This window comes from Pseudomonas sp. GW456-12-1-14-TSB6 (assembly GCF_059424205.1).
Genome location: NZ_JBWKZE010000006.1, coordinates 164469 through 182927 on the forward strand (window position 1 = coordinate 164469; position 18459 = coordinate 182927).

The 18459-nt window shown below is 62.7% G+C and carries 15 protein-coding genes; 9 read left to right on the forward strand and 6 right to left on the reverse strand.

Going from position 1 to position 18459, the window contains the following annotated elements; genetic code table 11:
- Positions 1–7: 7 nt before the first annotated feature.
- Positions 8–1201, forward strand: coding sequence for a DUF3142 domain-containing protein (locus AC07Y2_RS07835; RefSeq protein WP_103385800.1), 1194 nt, complete (start codon positions 8–10; stop codon positions 1199–1201).
- A complete protein-coding gene (locus AC07Y2_RS07840) occupies positions 1188–3326 on the forward strand; it encodes a hypothetical protein (RefSeq protein ID WP_103385799.1) in 2139 nt (712 codons plus the stop codon). The genes AC07Y2_RS07835 and AC07Y2_RS07840 overlap by 14 nt, the downstream gene beginning before the upstream one ends.
- Here AC07Y2_RS07840 and AC07Y2_RS07845 read toward each other — a convergent pair.
- The gene (locus AC07Y2_RS07845; RefSeq protein ID WP_039765022.1) at positions 3323–3952 is read right to left on the reverse strand and encodes a LysE family translocator; all 630 of its coding nucleotides are present in this window, start codon (positions 3950–3952) and stop codon (positions 3323–3325) included. The genes AC07Y2_RS07840 and AC07Y2_RS07845 overlap by 4 nt on opposite strands.
- A gap of 144 nt (positions 3953–4096) precedes the next feature.
- On the opposite strand from AC07Y2_RS07845, the gene AC07Y2_RS07850 reads away from it, so the two are divergent.
- Positions 4097–4570, forward strand: coding sequence for an Lrp/AsnC family transcriptional regulator (locus AC07Y2_RS07850; protein ID WP_007954205.1), 474 nt, complete (start codon positions 4097–4099; stop codon positions 4568–4570).
- 37 nt (positions 4571–4607) lie between these two features.
- Here AC07Y2_RS07850 and lpdA read toward each other — a convergent pair whose 3' ends face one another.
- Positions 4608–6008: a dihydrolipoyl dehydrogenase gene (gene lpdA / locus AC07Y2_RS07855; RefSeq protein WP_085747982.1), complete on the reverse strand. Its 1401-nt coding sequence runs from the start codon at positions 6006–6008 to the stop codon at positions 4608–4610.
- Between the two features lie 210 nt (positions 6009–6218).
- On the opposite strand from lpdA, the gene hflK (AC07Y2_RS07860) reads away from it, so the two are divergent.
- The 5 genes from hflK (AC07Y2_RS07860) (at position 6219) to cfaB (ending at position 13532) form a co-directional block, all read left to right on the forward strand.
- The gene (hflK, locus tag AC07Y2_RS07860; protein WP_103385798.1) at positions 6219–8165 is read left to right on the forward strand and encodes a protease modulator HflK; all 1947 of its coding nucleotides are present in this window, start codon (positions 6219–6221) and stop codon (positions 8163–8165) included.
- Positions 8162–9208, forward strand: a complete 1047-nt coding sequence (gene hflC, locus AC07Y2_RS07865) for a protease modulator HflC (RefSeq protein WP_045121726.1) — start codon at positions 8162–8164, stop codon at positions 9206–9208. Before hflK (AC07Y2_RS07860) ends, hflC begins: the two co-directional genes overlap by 4 nt.
- Complete coding sequence (hflK, locus tag AC07Y2_RS07870; RefSeq protein ID WP_039765030.1) at positions 9205–10263, forward strand: protease modulator HflK; 1059 nt, start codon at positions 9205–9207, stop codon at positions 10261–10263. Before hflC ends, hflK (AC07Y2_RS07870) begins: the two co-directional genes overlap by 4 nt.
- Complete coding sequence (locus AC07Y2_RS07875) at positions 10260–12167, forward strand: heavy metal translocating P-type ATPase (protein ID WP_074689865.1); 1908 nt, start codon at positions 10260–10262, stop codon at positions 12165–12167. Before hflK (AC07Y2_RS07870) ends, AC07Y2_RS07875 begins: the two co-directional genes overlap by 4 nt.
- A gap of 177 nt (positions 12168–12344) precedes the next feature.
- Positions 12345–13532 (forward strand): C17 cyclopropane fatty acid synthase CfaB, encoded by a 1188-nt coding sequence (gene cfaB / locus AC07Y2_RS07880; protein ID WP_103385797.1) that lies wholly within the window; start codon positions 12345–12347, stop codon positions 13530–13532.
- 2 nt (positions 13533–13534) lie between these two features.
- On the opposite strand, the gene cls is transcribed toward cfaB, so the two are convergent.
- Entirely contained in the window at positions 13535–14974 is a 1440-nt protein-coding gene (gene cls / locus AC07Y2_RS07885) for a cardiolipin synthase (protein ID WP_103385796.1), read from the reverse strand.
- 146 nt (positions 14975–15120) lie between these two features.
- Between cls and AC07Y2_RS07890 the strand changes: the two genes are divergently transcribed.
- Entirely contained in the window at positions 15121–15639 is a 519-nt protein-coding gene (locus AC07Y2_RS07890) for a DUF3617 domain-containing protein (RefSeq protein WP_007954220.1), read from the forward strand.
- 46 nt (positions 15640–15685) lie between these two features.
- Here AC07Y2_RS07890 and AC07Y2_RS07895 read toward each other — a convergent pair whose 3' ends face one another.
- The 3 genes from AC07Y2_RS07895 to AC07Y2_RS07905 are packed head-to-tail and all read right to left on the reverse strand — an operon-like array spanning position 15686 to position 18459.
- Positions 15686–17023 (reverse strand): dihydroorotase, encoded by a 1338-nt coding sequence (locus AC07Y2_RS07895; protein WP_103385795.1) that lies wholly within the window; start codon positions 17021–17023, stop codon positions 15686–15688.
- A gap of 3 nt (positions 17024–17026) precedes the next feature.
- Positions 17027–17587, reverse strand: a complete 561-nt coding sequence (locus tag AC07Y2_RS07900; RefSeq protein ID WP_074689871.1) for a gamma carbonic anhydrase family protein — start codon at positions 17585–17587, stop codon at positions 17027–17029.
- Positions 17584–18459 carry a metal ABC transporter substrate-binding protein gene (locus AC07Y2_RS07905; RefSeq protein ID WP_085667320.1) on the reverse strand — a complete coding sequence of 292 codons (876 nt, stop codon included), beginning with the start codon at positions 18457–18459 and terminating at the stop codon, positions 17584–17586. Before AC07Y2_RS07905 ends, AC07Y2_RS07900 begins: the two co-directional genes overlap by 4 nt.

An 18459-nucleotide genomic window follows, 5' to 3' on the forward strand; every position in this document is an offset into this window, starting at 1 on the left:
GCAAGGTATGCGCTTTATCATCGGGTGGTCCGCCCTGGTGGCTGTGTTGTTGCTGTGTGCTTGTGAGCGACAGGACGCAGTGCCACTCGATCAGCAACTTTACGTCTGGCAACGGCAATGGACGCCGGCCCATGAGCTTGCCCTGAATGACAGTCGCAACGACTTTTCGACGTTGCGGGTCTTGGCGTTGCAGGCGTTCCCGAATGCCGGATGGAGTCGGGCACGCGTCGATTCTGCGTTGCTGAGACGCGATGCCCGGCCGTTGATCGCGGTGATTCGCCTCGACGGCCAGCTCAAGGCGCTCGATTCGCAAGCGGTTACGGCGCAAATCCTTCAAGTGCTCGCTGACTGGCAAGTTCAGGGGCTTACCTTGGCCGGGGTCGAGATCGACCATGATGCCGGCAGTGCCCGCCTGCCTGCTTACATCGGATTCCTTGCTCACTTGCGTACGGCATTGCCGGCCAACCTGCCCCTGAGCATCACTGCGTTACCTGCCTGGCTCGACAGTCCGCAATTGCCCGCGCTGCTGGCGATCGTCGACAGCAGTGTGTTGCAGGTGCATGCCGTCAGCGATCCGCGTCGCGGTCTGTTCGACTCCGAACAGGCGCGGCGCTGGGCCAAGGCCTGGGGGCGAGTGACCGACAAACCGTTTTATCTGGCGCTGCCGGCCTATGGCGTGGCGCTGTTGCCGGATGTCGATGGAGCTCCGGTGGTGGAAAGCGAAGTACCGCTCGAGCGCGGTGGTCAGCGGCGCGAATTGCTCGCCGATCCGCAACAACTGGGCCGACTCGCCAATGAATTGCGCGAGGATCGCCCGGCGCATCTGGCCGGCCTGATCTGGTTTCGTCTGCCGTTGGCCAACGACCGCAGAGCCTGGAGCCTGAGCACGCTGCGCGCGGTCGCCCGAGGCGATGCGTTGAGCAGCCAGCTCGGCGTGGTGTTTACCGAACAGAATGGCCTGCAAGACATTGCCCTGCGTAACGTCGGTAACCTCGACAGCGCCTGGCCCGCCCGCATCACCATCCAGGCCCGGGGCTGCGAAGGCGCTGACGCGCTCGCCGGTTATTCGTTGCAACAAGACCCGGATCTGCTTACCTTCACCCGCCTGCGCGACGGCCGATTGCCGGCGGGAGGGCAGCGCGCGATCGGTTGGGCACGCTGCGCAAATATTGATCAAGGAGGTTCGCATGTTGACCCGTAACTGGCCCCGCCATCTGCTTTGCCTGAGCCTCAGCCTGCCGCTGGGCTCGGCGCTGGCCTGTGGCCCGGACTTCCCGATGCGTCTGCTCGACGATCGCGGGCAATCGCTGGCGGAGCTGCCGGAGGGCAACTTCAGGTTCGAGATCAGTCGCCTCGGCAAAACCATCGCCGGGCTGAAGAACGTCACCGCCGCCACCCACAATCCGGATGACATCTACGCCGAGGCGCCAGAACCCGCCGAGGTGCGCGACAAGGCCGAGCAGATCGGCCTGACGCCTGAACAGCAAGCGCTGGTCAAACAGCTGCGCAGCCTGACCGACGCGCGTCAGGTCGACGCGCAGGGTGCGAGCCTGCCGGCGGAACTGCGTCTGTATGTGGCGGGCGCGGTGGCGTTCGGCGCCGGTGACCATCAACTGGCGGTCGAGTATTTCCGTCAGTTGCTGGCGCTGCCGGCCGATCAGCGTGCGTTGCGCAGCACCTGGGCCGCGTATTCGCTGGGCCGGGCGTTCTTTGCCATGAGCAGCGAAGCGGGCGATGCGCTCGAAGCCTTGGAAAACGCCATCGACGCCTTCCGCCAGACGCGGCAATTGAGCATCGACGGTTTCAGCGATCCGCTGGAACTGGGCGTGGCCAGCCTCGGCGAAGAGGCGCGGGCGTTGCGCATGGCGGGTGACTGGAACAGCGCGATCAAGCTGTATGCCGCGCAGAACCTGCACGGCTCGGACGTCGGTTACACCTCGCTGAAGCAGTTGATGAACGAACTGGCCGAGGAGCCCGAAGATCGGCTGGCGAAATTGCTGCGCCGCGAAGCGGTGCAGCAACTGGTGACCGCCTCGCTGATCAGCCGGATCGGCTGGTCGTTCGGCGATGAGCCACCGAACGAGAAGAAGCTGGTCAAAGCGCTGCAAGCGAGCACGCGCGGCAGCCTCGACAACGCTGATCGCCTGGCGGCGATGAATTATCAGCAAGGCGATTACGCCAGCGCCAAGGCGTTCCTCGAACACGCGGGCGACAGCGGTCTGGCGTGGTGGCTGCGGGCAAAACTGGCGGTGCGCGATGGCGATCGGAACGCAGCGGCTGCGGCCTACGCGAAGGCTGCGCAAGCGTTCCCGCAGGACGAATCCTGGGGCGAGCGGCGTACCGCCGACTGGAATCTCGAAACCGTGCAGCCGAAATGCCGGGTCGAGGGCGAGCGCGCGATCCTTGCGCTGCAACGTGGCGAGTACCTGCAGGCCTTCGACCAGTTGTATCGCAGCCAGCACCTTTACTGGTTCGACGCTGCGACCGTGGCCGAGCGAGTGCTGACGGTCGAGGAGCTGAAAAACTATGTCGATACCAACGTGCCGGCACCGCCCGCGCTGAGCCAGCAGGATCGCGACAATTACGTGCCGCTGCCGGTGGCCGCCAGCCTGCGCAATCTGCTGGGGCGGCGCTTGTTGCGTGAGGGGCACTACGCAGAAGCGGTCGGTTATTTCGACAATGCCGATCTGCAGAACAAGGCCCGGCTCTATGGCGAGCAACGCCTGAAGGCCGACTCAGCGTGGTGGCCGACCCAACGTGCCAGCGCACTGTTCAATGCTGCGTGGACAGCCCGTGAGTGGGGCATGGACATCCTGGGCTACGAAATGGCCCCGGATTACGCGACCTTCGGCGGCAACTACAGCCTGGAAAACACCGAGCTGAAAGTCGGGCCGCTGGTCAGCGAGGCCGAAGTGCGACGTCAGAAGGCCAGTGAAGCGCAACCGGATGAGCGTTATCACTATCGTTTTGTCGCCACGGCGCTGGCCAGCCGTGCGGCGGATAATCTGCCGCACACCAGTCAGGCGTTCGCCGCCGTGTTGTGCTCGGCGGCGGGCTGGAACAGCAGCCTGGAAGAGCAGAGCGCCTTGTACAAACGCTATGTCGACGAAGGGCCGTACGTGCCGTGGGCCGTGGATTTCGGCCATCAATGCCCTTATCCGGACTTCGAAAATGCCGACAAGCGCTACGTCACTCAGGTGACCGACTCGTTGCGTTCGACACTGCGGCCGTACAAGTGGCCGGTGCAGATCGGTGCGATCGTGGCCTTCACCGCGGTGGCGTTGTTGCTGATCACTCGACGCCAACGCAAGGCCCGCAAAGTCTAAGCCTGCTGGACGAACGTCAGGCGCACGGCAAAGCCGATCAACAGGCTGCCGAACAGCCACTGTTGCACTCGCTGGGCCGTCGGGCTGTGTTTCAGCCAGCGGCCCAGCGCGGCGCCGGTCAGGGCGTAGGCGCTGTCGAACAGCAGACCTGTGCCCACCAGCATCGCACCGAGCACGGCGAACTGGGTCAGCACCGCTGCGCCATTTGCCACGATGAACTGCGGCAGCAGCACCGAGCAGAACAGTAACGCTTTCGGGTTGAGCAGGTTGGTCAGCAGGCCGCGGCGGATGGCTGCATACCACTGCGCATGACTGTCCGTCACGGTGCCGGCGTCCAGATCCGGCAACAGCGTGGTGCGCAGGCATTGAATGCCGATCCACAGCAAATACGCCGCCCCGGCGATCCGCACAGCATCGAAGGTCCACGGCGCCGCCTTGAACAGCGCCGCCAGCCCCAGCGCCGCGAGCGCTACATGACAGCCTCGGGCGATGGCCAGACCCACCGCCGTGGCCAGCGCTGCGCCGCGTCCCTGACGGGCACCGGTCTGCAACAGCAGGATCATGTCCGGGCCGGGCAACAGAAAGACCACTGCCAGCGCCAGGAAAAACAGCCAGAGACTTGCCATATCGCACCCCTTTCGTTGTCGATTCGGTAGCCTCAGTCTAGGGCCGAAGGGCAGGGCAGGTGGTTGCGTAGTCAGCTTCTAAAGGCCTCTGGATTGGCATAATCTGCGCTCTTTCACCGCGAAAACCATCAGGATCTGCCAACCATGAAACTGGATGCCTTCGACCGCAAGATTCTTGCCGCACTGCAACGGGACGGACGCCTGAGCAACGTACAACTGGCCGACGAAATCGGCCTGTCGGCATCGCCGTGCCTGCGCCGGGTGCGGATGCTCGAAGAGGCCGGGGTGATTCGCGGATATCAGGCCAATCTGGACCGTGATGAAGTGGGGTTGGGGCTGACGGTGTTTGTCGGGGTCAAGGTCGAGCGCCACAACGACGAACAGGCCGAGGCATTCCACCGGGCGGTGACCGCATTGCCGGAGGTGATTTCAGCGTTTCTGGTGTCCGGGGAATCGGACTTTCTGCTGCAAGTGGTGGTGCCGGATCTGCGCGCCTACGACCGCTTTCTCACCGGTTGCCTGTTGAAGCTGCCGGGGGTGAGCGATATCCGCAGCAATTTTGCGATCCACACGGTGAAAACGCCCGGCGCGTTGCCGCTGGGGCATCTGCCGTCCTGATACTTCCCGCATTGCGCGGGAAGTATTCGCACAGTGCTTACATCTGCGTCGCCATCCCTTCGACATTCATTGCCGCCTGACGCAACGCTTCGGAGCGGGTTGGATGCGGGTGACAGGTCAGCGCGATGTCTTCGGCCGAGGCGCTGAATTCCATGGCCACGCAGAACTCGCCGATCATTTCGCTGACGCTCGGGCCGACCAGGTGCACGCCGAGGACTTCGTCGGTGCGCTCATCAGCGATGACTTTGGCAAAGCCTTCGGTCTCGTGATTGATCTTCGCCCGGCTGTTGGCGGTGAACGGGAATTTGCCGACCTTGTACGCCCGGCCCTCGGCCTTCAGCTGCTCCTCGGTCTTGCCGACGCTGGCCAGCTCCGGGCGGGTGTAGATCACGTTGGGAATCAGGTCGTAATTGACCTCGCCAGCCTTGCCGACGATCTGCTCGATGCAGGCCATGGCTTCGTCTTCGGCCTTGTGCGCGAGCATCGGCCCGGACGTCACGTCACCGATCACCCACACGCCAGGCGCTTCCGTGCGATGCTGTTTGTTGGCGAGCATGCCGCGTTTGTCGGTGCTCAGGCCGACGTTTTCCAGGCCCAGGCCCTGGGTGTACGGGCGACGTCCGATGGCCACCAGCACATAATCGGCTTCAAGGATTTCCGCGCTGCCGCCAGCGGCAGGTTCGACGCTGAGTTGTACGCCAGTGGCCGAGGAGGTGGCGCTGGTCACTTTCGAGCTCAGCTTGAAGCTGATGCCCTGTTTACTCAGTGAGCGTTGCAGAGTCTTGCCGGCTTCGCCGTCGACACCGGGGCAGATGCGGTCGAGGTATTCCACCACGGTTACCTGCGCACCGAGCCGGCGCCAGACCGAACCGAGTTCGAGGCCGATCACGCCTGCGCCGATCACCACCAGATGTTTGGGCACTTCGCTCAAGGACAGCGCGCCGGTGGAGTCGAGGATGCGCTTGTTGTCGATCTCCACGCCGGGCAGGGGAGTGGGCTCGGAGCCGGTGGCGATGACGATGTCCTTGGCAGTCAGCTCGATCCGGCTGCCCTGATCGCCGGTCACGCTGACTTTTCCGGGGCCGTCGATATGGCCCCAGCCCTTGATCCAGTCGACCTTGTTCTTGCGAAACAGGAATTCGATGCCTTTGGTCAGGCCGCTCACGCTTTCGTCTTTCTGTTTCATCATTTGCGCGAGGTTGAGCGTGGGTTTGACCTCGATACCGAGGTTGGCGAACTCCGCTCCCAGCGCTGCTTCGTAGAGCTCTGACGCATGCAAAAGCGCCTTGGACGGCATGCAGCCAACATTCAGACAGGTGCCACCCAGCGTGGCGCGGCCCTCGACACACGCGGCCTTGAGGCCCAGCTGGCCGGCGCGGATCGCTGCGTTATAACCGCCGGGGCCGCCGCCCAGAATCACCACGTCATAGTTGCTCATGCTTTTACTCCTGGCTGAAGGATGCGGATCGGTAAAAGTAGTTGGTGCTTAAAATTACGAACGTAATATGTGCGTTTCCAGACATTTCGGTCAAGGCTTCAGGCAAGCGACAGGTTGCCCATCTTTGAATGATGCAAATGAGTACAAATATTTCACGACTTTCGTTATATCGTAACGATATGTGCAGTGAGCCAAAGAGTTTGGGGGGATATGCAAGTCGATCTGGATGAAGGCACGCCGGTGAACGGATTGCCGCGCTTTCAGCAAGCGGCGACGCAGGGCCGGCGTTTGCGTCGCCTGGCGATCGGTCTGGGCGCGCTGGCCGGGGCAGGGTGGGTGCTGGCATTTTTTGTCGGGCTGTTTGCGCCGCAATCGCTGTGGCCCGCGTTGCTGGTCAATCAGAGCGCGGCGTTGCTGGTGCTGGTCGCCGGGCTGCAATCGGCATGGTGGGTGACGCAATGGCGGGCGTGGGTGATCAATCCCGTGGTGCCGGTGACGGTTGCTGAAGAACCTGCGCCGGATGGCTGGTACGAGCGGCTGCTGGATCGGATGAGCCAGCGCAGTCTGCATCTGCTCGGGCAGATCGGTGCGGCCACGTTGTGGCTTGGCGGGTGGTCGTTGCTGGTGCTGCTGAGCCTCGAGCAGACGTGGAATCTGACGCTGCCGGCGGCGGGTGTGGGGTTGTCCGCCACGGTCGGCGCGGCTATCGCGTTGCTCTTGGCGTTCGGTCTGCTGGTGCTGGAGCGACAGCTGGCCCAGGAAAATCCGGCGCAATGGCCCGAGGCCGGAGCGCTGGCGCAGCTGACGCGAGTTGCAATCATCAGTCTGGTGCTGGGCGCGTTGTGCCTGTTGTTCGCCAGTGACAGTGCGATCTGGCCGGTGCGTCTGGCAGTGTTGATCGGCATTCTCCCGGGGCTGGTTGCCTTGGAATTGCTGCTGCGTGCACTGCTGTCGTTGTTCAGCCCGCGCCGCGAACAACTCGAACCGGTGCTGCTGGCCCGTAGTTTCGTCGCCGATCTGCTGCGCTGGCCGCCACAACCGTTGCTTGCGTTGCAGCATGAGTTGCATTACCGCTTCGGCATCGATCTGCGTCAGATCTGGGCCTTCAGTTACATGCGCCGCGCGTTCTTGCCGGTGTTGGTACTGGTAGCAACGGTGGGCTGGTTGCTCACCGGGCTTCACGAAATTCCGATGCAAAGCCGTGGCATTTACGAGCGTTTCGGTAAACCGGTGCAGGTGTTCGGGCCGGGGCTGCATGCGGGTTTGCCCTGGCCGTTGGGGCGTGTGCTGAATGTCGAGAACGGCGTGGTCCATGAATTGGCGACCAGCGTCGGCGAGAACCCGGCACCCGTGCAGTTGGACCCGGCAGAAGGTCCGGCGCCACTGACAGCCAACCGTTTGTGGGACGCCAGTCACGTCAATGACAAGTCCCAGGTTATCGCCAGCAGCCGGGGCGATCAGCAGAGCTTTCAAATCGTCAACATGGACGTGCGCTTCGTCTATCGCATCGGCCTGAGCGATCAAGCCGCACTGGCCGCCACCTACAACAGCGCCGATGTGCCGACGCTGATCCGCAGCACCGCCAGCCGGATTCTGGTGCATGACTTTGCCTCGCGCACACTCGACGGTTTGCTTGGCGAGGACAGGACCGGACTCGCCGAAGAAATCGGCCGCGCCGTGCAAAGCGATCTGCAGAAACTCGACAGCGGCGTGGAAATTCTCGCCACAGTGGTCGAAGCGATACACCCGCCGGCCGGTGCGGCCAATGCCTATCACAGCGTGCAAGCGGCGCAGATCGGCGCTCAGGCGTTGATCTCTCGCGAGCGCGGCGCCGCTGCCGAAGCGAGTAACCAGGCGCAGTTGCAGGCCAGCCTCGCTCGGGATCAGGCCAGTGCCAACGCCCATGAAATCAATGCCACCGCCCGGGCGGCGGATCTGAAGTTCAGCGCCGAACAAAAGGCCTACGCCAGCGCCGGCCAGGCCTTCGTGCTGGAGCAATACTTCAGCCAACTCAGCCAGGGTTTGAGCAAAGCCAAACTGTTGGTACTCGACCATCGCCTGGGCGGCAGCAGTAACGCACCGACCATCGACCTGCGTACGTTCACGCTGCCGGCAGATCCGGCGCGCACCACCGCTCAGCCAGGAGCCACCCATTGAGCCAGTCGCACACTCACGATCACCATGACCACAGCGGCCACGATCATGCTCATGGCGGCGGTCATCACCATCACGGGCATCATCACCATCACCACGGTGCGCCGGAAGAGGCAGGGCCTTTTCCGTGGAAACGTATGGGCTGGGCAGCGTTGCTGGTGGCGTTCGCCATCGCGGCGGCGAGCCTGGTGCAAGTGCGCTCCGGTGAAGCCACGGTCATCACCCGTTTCGGCAATCCGTCCCGCGTGTTGCTGGAGCCGGGTCTGAGCTGGCGCTGGCCGGCACCGTTCGAAGCGGCGATTCCGGTGGATCTGCGTTTGCGCACAACCTCCAGCGGCTTGCAGGACGTCGGCACCCGCGACGGTTTGCGCATCATCGTTCAGGCGTACGTGGCCTGGCAGGTGCAGGGCGATCCCGACAACGTGCAACGCTTCATGCGCGCCGTGCAGAACCAGCCGGACGAAGCGGCGCGGCAGATTCGCACGTTTGTCGGCTCGGCACTGGAAACCACGGCCAGCAGTTTTGATCTGGCCAATCTGGTCAATACCGATGCCAGCCAGGTTCGCATCGCCGATTTTGAAGCGCAGTTGCGCCAGCAAATCGATCAGCAACTGCTCGCCACTTACGGCGTGCGGGTGGTGCAGGTGGGCATCGAACGGCTGACATTGCCATCGGTGACCCTCACTGCAACGGTTGACCGGATGCGCGCCGAGCGCGAAACCATCGCCACCGAGCGCACGGCCATCGGCAAGCGAGAGGCAGCGCAAATCCGCTCCGCCGCCGAACGCGATGCGCGCATCGTGCAAGCCGATGCCACGGTGAAAGCCGCCGATATCGAAGCCCAATCGCGGGTGGAAGCGGCGCAGATTTACGGGCGCGCTTACGCCGGCTCACCGCAGCTGTACAACTTGCTGCGCTCGCTGGATACCCTCGGCACCATCGTTTCGCCAGATACCAAACTGATCCTGCGCACCGACGCTGCGCCATTTCGGGTGTTGGTCGACGGTCCGCCCAATCTCGACAGCAAGAGCGGATCGCAGCCATGAATGAAGTTCCACGTGGAACACATTCGCTGAACAGTCCGTGGATTCAAGCGGGACGTCTGGCGTTTTTCGCGCTGTATGCGGTGACAGTGCTCGCGGCATTGGCCTGGGCGTTTTCCAATGTCCGGCAGATCGATCCGCAAAACCGCGCGGTGGTTTTGCATTTCGGAGCGCTGGATCGCATTCAGAATGCCGGGTTGTTGTTGGCGTGGCCGCAGCCGTTCGAACAGGTGGTTTTGTTGCCGGCGGCGGATCGGGTGATCGAGCGCAGAGTGGAAAACTTGCTGCGCAGCGATCAGGCCCTGCAGGCGGATCGCGTGGCAACCTTCGCCACGCCGCTGAGTGATGCGCTCGCCGGTTCCGGTTATCTGCTCACCGGTGACGCCGGTGTTGTGCAGCTGGATGTGCGGGTGTTCTACAAGGTCACCGATCCTTATGACTTTGTGCTGCAAGGCGAGCACGTGCTGCCGGCGCTGGATCGAGTGGTGACCCGCAGCGCAGTGGCGCTGACGGCCGCGCGGGACCTGGACACGATTCTGGTGGCGCGGCCAGAGTTGATCGGCGCTGACAATCAGGCCGCCGAACGTCGCGAACGGCTGCGCGGTGATCTGGTGCAAGGCATCAACCGCCGCCTCGCCGAGTTGAAGGCGAGCGGTCAGGGCATCGGCATCGAAGTGGCACGGGTCGATGTGCAATCGAGTCTGCCGGAGCCGGCGGTGAGCGCGTTTAACGCGGTCCTCACCGCCAGCCAGCAAGCCGACAAAGCGGTCGCCAATGCCCGCACCGAGGCCGAGAAGCTCACTCAGTCCGCCAACGAACAGGCTGACCGCACGCTGCAAGTCGCCCACGCCCAGGCAGGTGAGCGCCTGGCCAGAGCTTCCGCCGACACGGCGACGGTATTGAGCCTGGCCAAGGCGCAACAGCAGGGCACGGACCCGCAAATGCTCTTGCGTCTGTACCGCGAGCGGATGCCGAAGATTCTCGGTCAGGCCGGTTCGGTCACCACGGTCGATCCAAAAGACGATTCACGCCTGATCATTCAGGGAGCCAGCAAATGACTGCCACCACCACCGCACCGAGCTTGTTGTCCTCGGCCGAACAACGCCGCGCCGCGCGCCAGTTGACCTTGGCAATGCTCGCCCTCGGCTTGCTTGGTCTGGGGTTGATCTGGCGCTGGTTGATGCCGGAACAGACGGGCGTCAGTCAGTTGCTGCTCGGATTTGCTTCTTTGTTAGTCGCGGTGCCGGTAATGCGTTCGGCGTGGTTCAGCCTGCGTTATCCGAGCCTGCACGGCATCACCGACCAGTTGATCGCCCTGGCGATGATCGGGGCCTGGGCCACGGGCGATCTGCTCACGGCGGCGCTGTTGCCGATCATCATGATCTTCGGCCACGTGCTGGAAGAACGCAGTGTGATCGGTTCCGAGGAAGCGATTCATGCCCTCGGCCAATTGACCCGCAGCCACGCGCGCAAGGTGCAGGCGGACGGCTCGATCATCGAAGTCGACAACGGCACGCTCAAGGCCGGCGACAAAGTCGAAGTGCGCGCCGGGGATCGAGTGCCGGCGGACGGTCGGGTTTTATCCGGCCAGGCCAGCCTCGATACGGCGTCGATCACCGGTGAGTCGGTGCCGGTCGAGGCGGGCGTCGGCATGGCGGTATTCGGCGGTGCGATCAACCTCGACGGGCTGCTGCGAATCGAAGTGACTCGCACCGGGGATGAGTCCACCCTCGGCAAAGTCATCGCGCTGATGCAGAACGCCGAACGCTCCAAACCACCGATCACCCGGTTGCTCGAACGTTATGCCGGCAGCTACATGGTGCTGGTGTTGCTGCTCGCGGCGGTGACCTGGTTTATCACCAACGATGCGCAGGCGATGCTCGCGGTGCTGGTGGCAGCATGCCCATGCGCGCTGGTGTTGTCGGCACCTGCCACGGCGATTGCCGGGGTGGCGGTGGCGGCGCGGCACGGGATTCTGATTCGCAGTTCGGCATTCCTTGAGGAGCTGGCCGATCTCACTTCGCTGGTCGTCGACAAGACCGGCACCCTGACGTACGGCACGCTGCGCTTGCAATCGATCAACAGCCTGCGAGCAGATCACGGGTCGGTGATGGCGCTGGCTGCAAGCCTGGGTGCGGCTAGCAGCCATCCGGTCAGCCGCGCGCTGGCCGGACTGGTCAGCGCAGAAGAGGCGCTGGTGCTGACCGATATTCATGAGCGGCAGGGGCTGGGCGTAGTGGCCAAAACCGCGCAAGGCGACGCCGCACTCGGGCGTCCGGAGCTGTTTGCGCAGTTGGGCATCCCGACCACCGCCATCCCCGAACACGATGGCCCGATTGCCGGGCTGGCACTGAACGGCGAATTCCTTGCCTGGCTGTTGCTGGCCGACACCGTCAAACCGGAAGCGCGATTTGCGTTGAGCGAACTGCGTGATCTCGGGTTGGGGCGGCAACTGCTGTTGACCGGTGACCGTCAGAGCGTCGCGCAAACCCTCGCCAGGGATGTCGGCCTGCACGAAGTCGAAGCCCAGGCGTTGCCCGAAGACAAGCTCAATCGAGTGCTCAAGGAAATCGACAACGGCTTCCGGCCGATGGTGGTCGGCGACGGGATCAACGATTCGTTGGCGCTCAAGGCGGGTGTTGTGGGTGTGGCGATGGGCGCGGGCGGCGCGGATATTGCGCTGGCATCCGCCGATATCGTACTGATCGGCAGCGACCTGCGGCGGCTCGGCACCTGTGTGCGCCTGAGCCGCCAGTGCCGACGGACCTTGCAGGTGAACGTGATCATCGGTCTGGGCTGGACGCTGGCCATCGTGGTGTTCGCGGCCTTCGGCTGGCTCGGTGCGGCGGGGGCGATGATCGCCGCGTTGCTGCACAATCTGAGTACGCTGTTGGTGCTGGGCAATGCCGGACGCTTGCTGCGTTTTCAGGAACCACTGCTGAAGCTCAAAGCGTCGGACTGATCAATTTTCGAACTGTGCGCCGGTCTCGCAGTCATTTGAGAAGGCGCACTGAACCAGGGATGACAGCGCGATGACAGCCTCTGAGGCTGATAGTCGGCGACTATCAAATCGATAGCCTGCTAATTTTCAAGGATGGTCTACCCTCAGATCAGACGTCTGAAACCAGGGGGATATTCCATGCTCGCGCAACTTCCACCGGCCTTACAGAATCTGCAGCTTCCGCTACGCCTGCGACTCTGGGACGGCCATGAATTCAATCTGGGCCCGACGCCCAGTGTCACCATCGTGGTCAAGGACCCGTTGATGGTGTCCCAGTTGACTCATCCAAGTCTCGACGCGCTGGGGGCGGCGTTCGTCGAGGGCAAACTCGAACTGGAAGGCTCGATCAGCGAGGTCATCCGGGTGTGCGATGAGTTGAGCACGGCGCTGCTCGACGAGGACGAAGACAGTCAGCCGGTGCGCACCGTGCATGACAAGGAAACCGACGCCAAAGCCATCTCCTATCACTACGACCTGTCCAACGCGTTCTACCAGCTGTGGCTGGACAGCGACATGGCGTATTCCTGCGCGTATTTCGAAACCGGCAGCGAATCCCTGGAGCAAGCCCAGCAAGCCAAGTTCCGGCACCTGTGCCGCAAGCTGCGCCTGCAGCCCGGCGACTATCTGCTGGACGTGGGTTGTGGCTGGGGCGGACTGGCGCGGTATGCCGCCCGTGAGTTCGGCGCCAAGGTCTTCGGTATCACCCTGAGCAAAGAGCAACTGGCCCTGGCCCGCGAGCGAGTGAAAGCCGAAGGTCTGGAAGACCAGATCGAACTGCAACTGCTCGACTACCGCGATCTGCCCCGGGACGGGCGTTTCGACAAAGTGGTCAGCGTCGGCATGTTCGAGCACGTCGGCCACGCCAACCTCGCCGAATACTGCAAAACCCTGTTCGGTGCGGTGAAAGAGGGCGGTCTGGTGATGAATCACGGCATCACCGCCAAGCACACCGATGGCCGCCCTGTGGGGCGCGGCGCCGGGGATTTCATCGAGAAATATGTGTTCCCCAACGGCGAGCTCCCGCACTTGGCGATGATCTCGGCCGAGATCAGCGAAGCGGGTCTGGAGATCGTCGACGTCGAGAGTCTGCGCCTGCACTACGCGCGCACGCTGGACCACTGGAGCGAACGGCTTGAGGACAACCTCGAAGCCGCTGCGAAACTGGTGCCGGACCAGGCGCTGCGTATCTGGCGTCTGTACCTGGCGGGCTGCGCTTATGCGTTCGCTCGCGGCTGGATCAACCTGCACCAGATCCTCGCCGTGAAGGCCCATGCCGATGGCAGCCATGAACTGCCGTGGACGAGGGACGACATCTACCACCCTTGAACCTAGAGGATCGGTGAAATCAGCCGGGCGATCCGCATACCGACCTGTTGCAGGCGGTGTATCTCCCGGCTTTCTTCTTTGGCGACTTCGTAGGCCTGGGCGAAATCATCGTTGAGCATCTGTTCCACGCTGGCGGCAAATTCGCTGTCGACGGTCAGCAGCATTACCTCGAAATTCAGCCGGAACGAGCGGTTGTCCAGGTTGGCACTGCCGATGGCGCTGATTTCGCTGTCGATCAACACCACTTTCTGATGCAGGAAACCCGGTTCGTAGCGGAATACCCGCACGCCGGCGCGCACCGCTTCGAACGCATACAGGCTGGAGGCGGCGTAGACGATGCGGTGGTCGGGGCGCGAAGGCAGCAACAGGCGCACGTCGACCCCGCGCAATACGGCGAGGCGCAATGCTGCGAATACGGCTTCGTCGGGAATGAAGTAGGGGCTGGTGATCCACACGCGCTCGGTGGCGGCGTGGATGGCCTCAACGAAGAACAGCGAGCAGGTTTCGTAAGCATCCGCCGGGCCACTGGCGAGCAATTGGCAAAGCACGCCGTCCTCCGGGTACGCGTCCGGCAGGATCAGCGGCGGCAATGTCCGCGCGGCCCAGAACCAGTCTTCGGCAAACGACTCCTGCATGCACGCCACCACCGGGCCGCGCACCTGAACGTGAGTGTCGCGCCACGGTGCCAGCGGTGGTTTTTCACCCATGTACTCGTCGCCGACGTTGTGGCCGCCGACAAAACCGATCAGCCCGTCGACCACCACGATCTTGCGGTGGTTGCGAAAATTCACCTGGAAACGATTGAGCCAGCCGCTGCGGGTGGCAAACGCCTTGACCTCGACGCCTCCGTCGCGCAGCGCCTGCACGTAGCTGTGGGGCAGGGCGTGGCTGCCGATACGGTCGTAGAGCAAATGGATCACCACGCCTTCGGCGGCTTTCTTCAGCAGCAGGTCACGCAGGCGCTGACCGAGACGATCGTCGTGAATGATGAAAAACTGGATCAGCACCGCTTCCCGCGCCTGGTCGATTGCGTGGAAAATCGCCTCGAAGGTCGCCGCGCCGTTGATCAGCAATTGCACTTCATTGTTGGCCAGGCACGGCATGCGCCCCAGCTTCGGCATTGCCCGCAACGAGTCGTAAGCATTCGAGGCGCGGGCGGTCAGGGCCTCTTCCACCCACGGCCGCCAGTTGAGCTCGGAAATCGCCAGGCGCATTTGTTCGTTGGCCTGGCGGCGGGCCTTGATGTAGCCATCGAAGGTGCTGCGGCCGAACACCAGATAAGGAATGAGGGTGAGGTAGGGAATGAAGATCAGCGACAGCGCCCAGGCGATCGAGCCTTGGGCGGTGCGTACGGTCAATACGGCATGGATCGCGGCGATCGAGCCGAGGGTGTGTATCAGGGCGATCAGGTAACCGAAAATGTGCGGTCCGAAATAATCCATGGGGCAACCTTGCTCCTGAAGATTCAATGCTTAACAGACCATGTTCCATGGCGATTGTCGCTATTTGTTTTCACGCCGTCAGCGCCCGCCATGAACCGAAACAGGCGGCCGGCGTCTAACGGCCACTACTGATCAGGAGTTTTTCAATGAACGTTCGTCTGCTGGGTTTGGCGCTGGGCCTGGGTTTGGCCTTGCCGGTGGTTGCTCAGGCGCAAATGCTGCAGCCGGGGTTGTGGGAAATGACGTCGAGCAATGTGAAGGTCGATGATCAGGTGATGGATGTGCAATCGATCCTCGGCCAGATTCAGGGCCAGATCACCCCGCAGCAGCGGGCGGAACTGGAGAAGCAGGGGATCAATATCGGTGGCAAGGGTATCCGCGCCTGCCTGACGCCGCAGCAGGTGGCGACCAACGATATTCCGCTGGCGGACCCGCAGTCGGGCTGCAAACAGCAGATCACCGAGCGTGTCGGCAACCAGTGGAAATTCCGCTTCAGTTGCCCGAAAGCCCAAGGCACCGGCGTCGCGACGTTCCTCAGTGACCGCGAGTTCACCACCGTCGCCAATGGCACTTTCAATGCGATCGGGATCAACCAGAAGGGCAGTCTGGAAACCCGGGCAGTCTGGCTGGGTCAGGATTGCGGCACGGTCAAACCGAGAGCGTAACGTCATTATCGAAACCGCCTCCACATCGAGTGGAGGCGGTTTTTTTTCAGCGCATGAAACGCAGCGGCAATCCTTGGCAGTTGTCGTGGATCCGATGGTCATGCCACGCGATCTGCCCCGACACCATCGTCGTGCTGACCCGATGCCGAAAGCTGCGCTGAGCGAACGGCGTCCAGCCACATTGCGACAGAACCGGTTGGCGGGACACCGCGACACCCCCAGGCTCCGGTTGAACCAACACCAGATCCGCCCAATACCCCTCGCGCAAATAACCGCGATCCGGAATGGCAAACAGATCGGCCACCCGGTGGCTGGTCTTCGCCACCAGCGTGGTGATCGGCAATACGCCATCCGCCACCAGTTCCAGAAGCGCCGGCAGCGCGTGTTGCACCAGTGGCAGTCCAGACGGCGCCTGTTCATACGCTTGCTCCTTTTCCGCCCAGGTGTGCGGTGCGTGATCGCTGCCGATCACGTCCAGTCGATTGCTCAGCAGTGCCTGACGCAAGGCATCACGATCGGCTTGGGACTTGATCGCTGGATTGCATTTGATCAGGTTGCCAAGCTTCGGATAGTCACGGTCATCGAACAGCAAGTGATGCAGGCAGACTTCGGCGGTGACGCGTTTTTGCGACAGCGGTTTGTCTTCGAACAACGCCAGCTCGCGGGCCGTTGTCAGGTGCAGGACGTGCAGGCGAGTGCCATGACGTTTGGCCAGATCCACCGCCAGAGACGATGAACGAAAGCAGCTGTCGGCATTGCGGATCTGCGCGTGGGCATCGGGCGGCAGTTGGTTGCCGAAGCGTTCGCGCAGGTTCGCGGCATTCGCATCGATGCTCGGCGTGTGTTCACAGTGGGCCAGCAGAATCGTCGGCACTTTGGCGAACAGACGCTCGAGGGTGTTGGGGTCGTCCACCAGCATGTTGCCGGTGGACGCGCCCATGAACACTTTGACCCCGGCCACTTCGCTCGGGTTGAGTGCTGCGACCGTGTCCAGATTGTCGTGACTGACGCCGAAGTGAAAACCGTAGTTGGCCACCGAGTTGATTGCCGCCCGGCGCTTTTTGTCGGCCAGCGCTTCGAGAGTCAGAGTGGCAGGGTGGGTGTTGGGCATGTCCATGAAACTGGTGATGCCGCCGGCCACGGCTGCACGGGACTCGGTGTGGATGCTGCCCTTGGCCGGCGCACCCGGCTCACGGAAATGCACTTGGTCATCAATCATTCCCGGCAGCAGCCATTGACCGTCGGCGTCGATTTCACGGGTCGCGTTTTCCCCTTCGATGCTGCCGGCGATCTTGACGATGCGCCCGTGGCTGACCAACAGATCGGCGTCGAACTCACGCCCCTCGTTCACCAGCCGCGCATTGCGAATCAACACACTGCTCATGATTCAGAACTCGTTCTGCAAGGCTTTGTAGCCGCGCACCAGGTCGACGTTGGTGCGCGCCACATCTTCGGAAAACTCCGAAGCGCTCACGCTCACCGGCGGGAATTGCGAGAGGTCGGTGCCCGGGCCGATGCGCGTGGTGGAGGGCACGTAGAACGCGTCCGGCAGATCTCGGCCGTCGACCACCGAGTTGTGCCGCACCACACAGCCGTTGCCCACCACGCAATTGAACAGCACGCTGTTGAAACCGATGAACACCCGGTCGCCGACCGTGCACGGGCCATGCACGATCGAGCGGTGGGCGATGGAGCTGAATTCGCCGATAGTCACCGCCGCGCCGGATTTGGAGTGGATCACCACGCCGTCCTGGATGTTCGAATTGGCGCCGATGGTGATCGGCTCCATGTCGCCCGTGGCGTCCACTTCATCGGCGCGGATCACCGCGTACGGGCCGACGAATACGTTTTCACCGATGACGACTTTGCCGCAGATGATCGCGGTTTTATCGACGTAGGCAGACTCGGCAATCTGCGGCAAATCACCGGAAGGATTTTTACGGATCATGGTTGGCTCAGGGCTTGGTAAAGAGTGTTGAGGTTGTATTCGAACAGCCCTGTGAAGGTGCTGGCCGGACCGCTGGCGGCGAGGGCGTCGGAGTACAGCGTGCCGCCGATGTGTGCGCCGCTTTCGTCGGCGATCTGTTTGAGCAGGCGCGCGTCCTTGATGTTTTCCATGAACACCGCTTTAACCTTGGCCTGACGAATCTGGGTGATCAGCGCGGCGACTTCGGCAGCGGAAGGTTCGCGTTCGGTGGACAGACCTTGTGGCGCCATGAAGTCTATGCCGTACGCCTGACCGAGATAACCGAAGGCGTCGTGGCTGGTGACGATCTTGCGGTTGCCCGGCGGCAAGGAACCGAGCTTCGCTTTCGCTTGGGCGAGGAGGGCGTAGATCTGTTTCAGGTAGGCCTGGCTGTTGCGCTCGTAGTCGGCTTTGTTTGCCGGGTCAGCGGCGATCAGCGCCTTGGTGATGTTGGCGATGTAGAGCTCGGCGTTCGCCAGGTTGTGCCAGGCGTGAGGATCGGGAACGGTTTCGCCGTCCTCATCCAGCGACCGCGGAATCACGCCGCGACTGGCGCTGATCACCGGGGCTCTGGTGTCGGTGCTGGCGACCAGCCGATCCAGCCACGGCTCGAAACCCAGACCGTTCTTGACGATCAGTTTCGCCTTGAGCAGGGCTTTGGCGTCGTCCGGAGTGGGTTCGTAAGTGTGGGCATCGGCGTCAGGGCCGACCATGTTGGTGATCTGGATATGCTCGCCGCCGACCTGATGCACCATGTCGGCAAGGATGCTGAAACTGGTGACCACCGGCAGTTTTTCCGCCGCCGATAACGACATCGACAGCATCAGGCTGAACAGCACGAGTAGAGCGCGCAT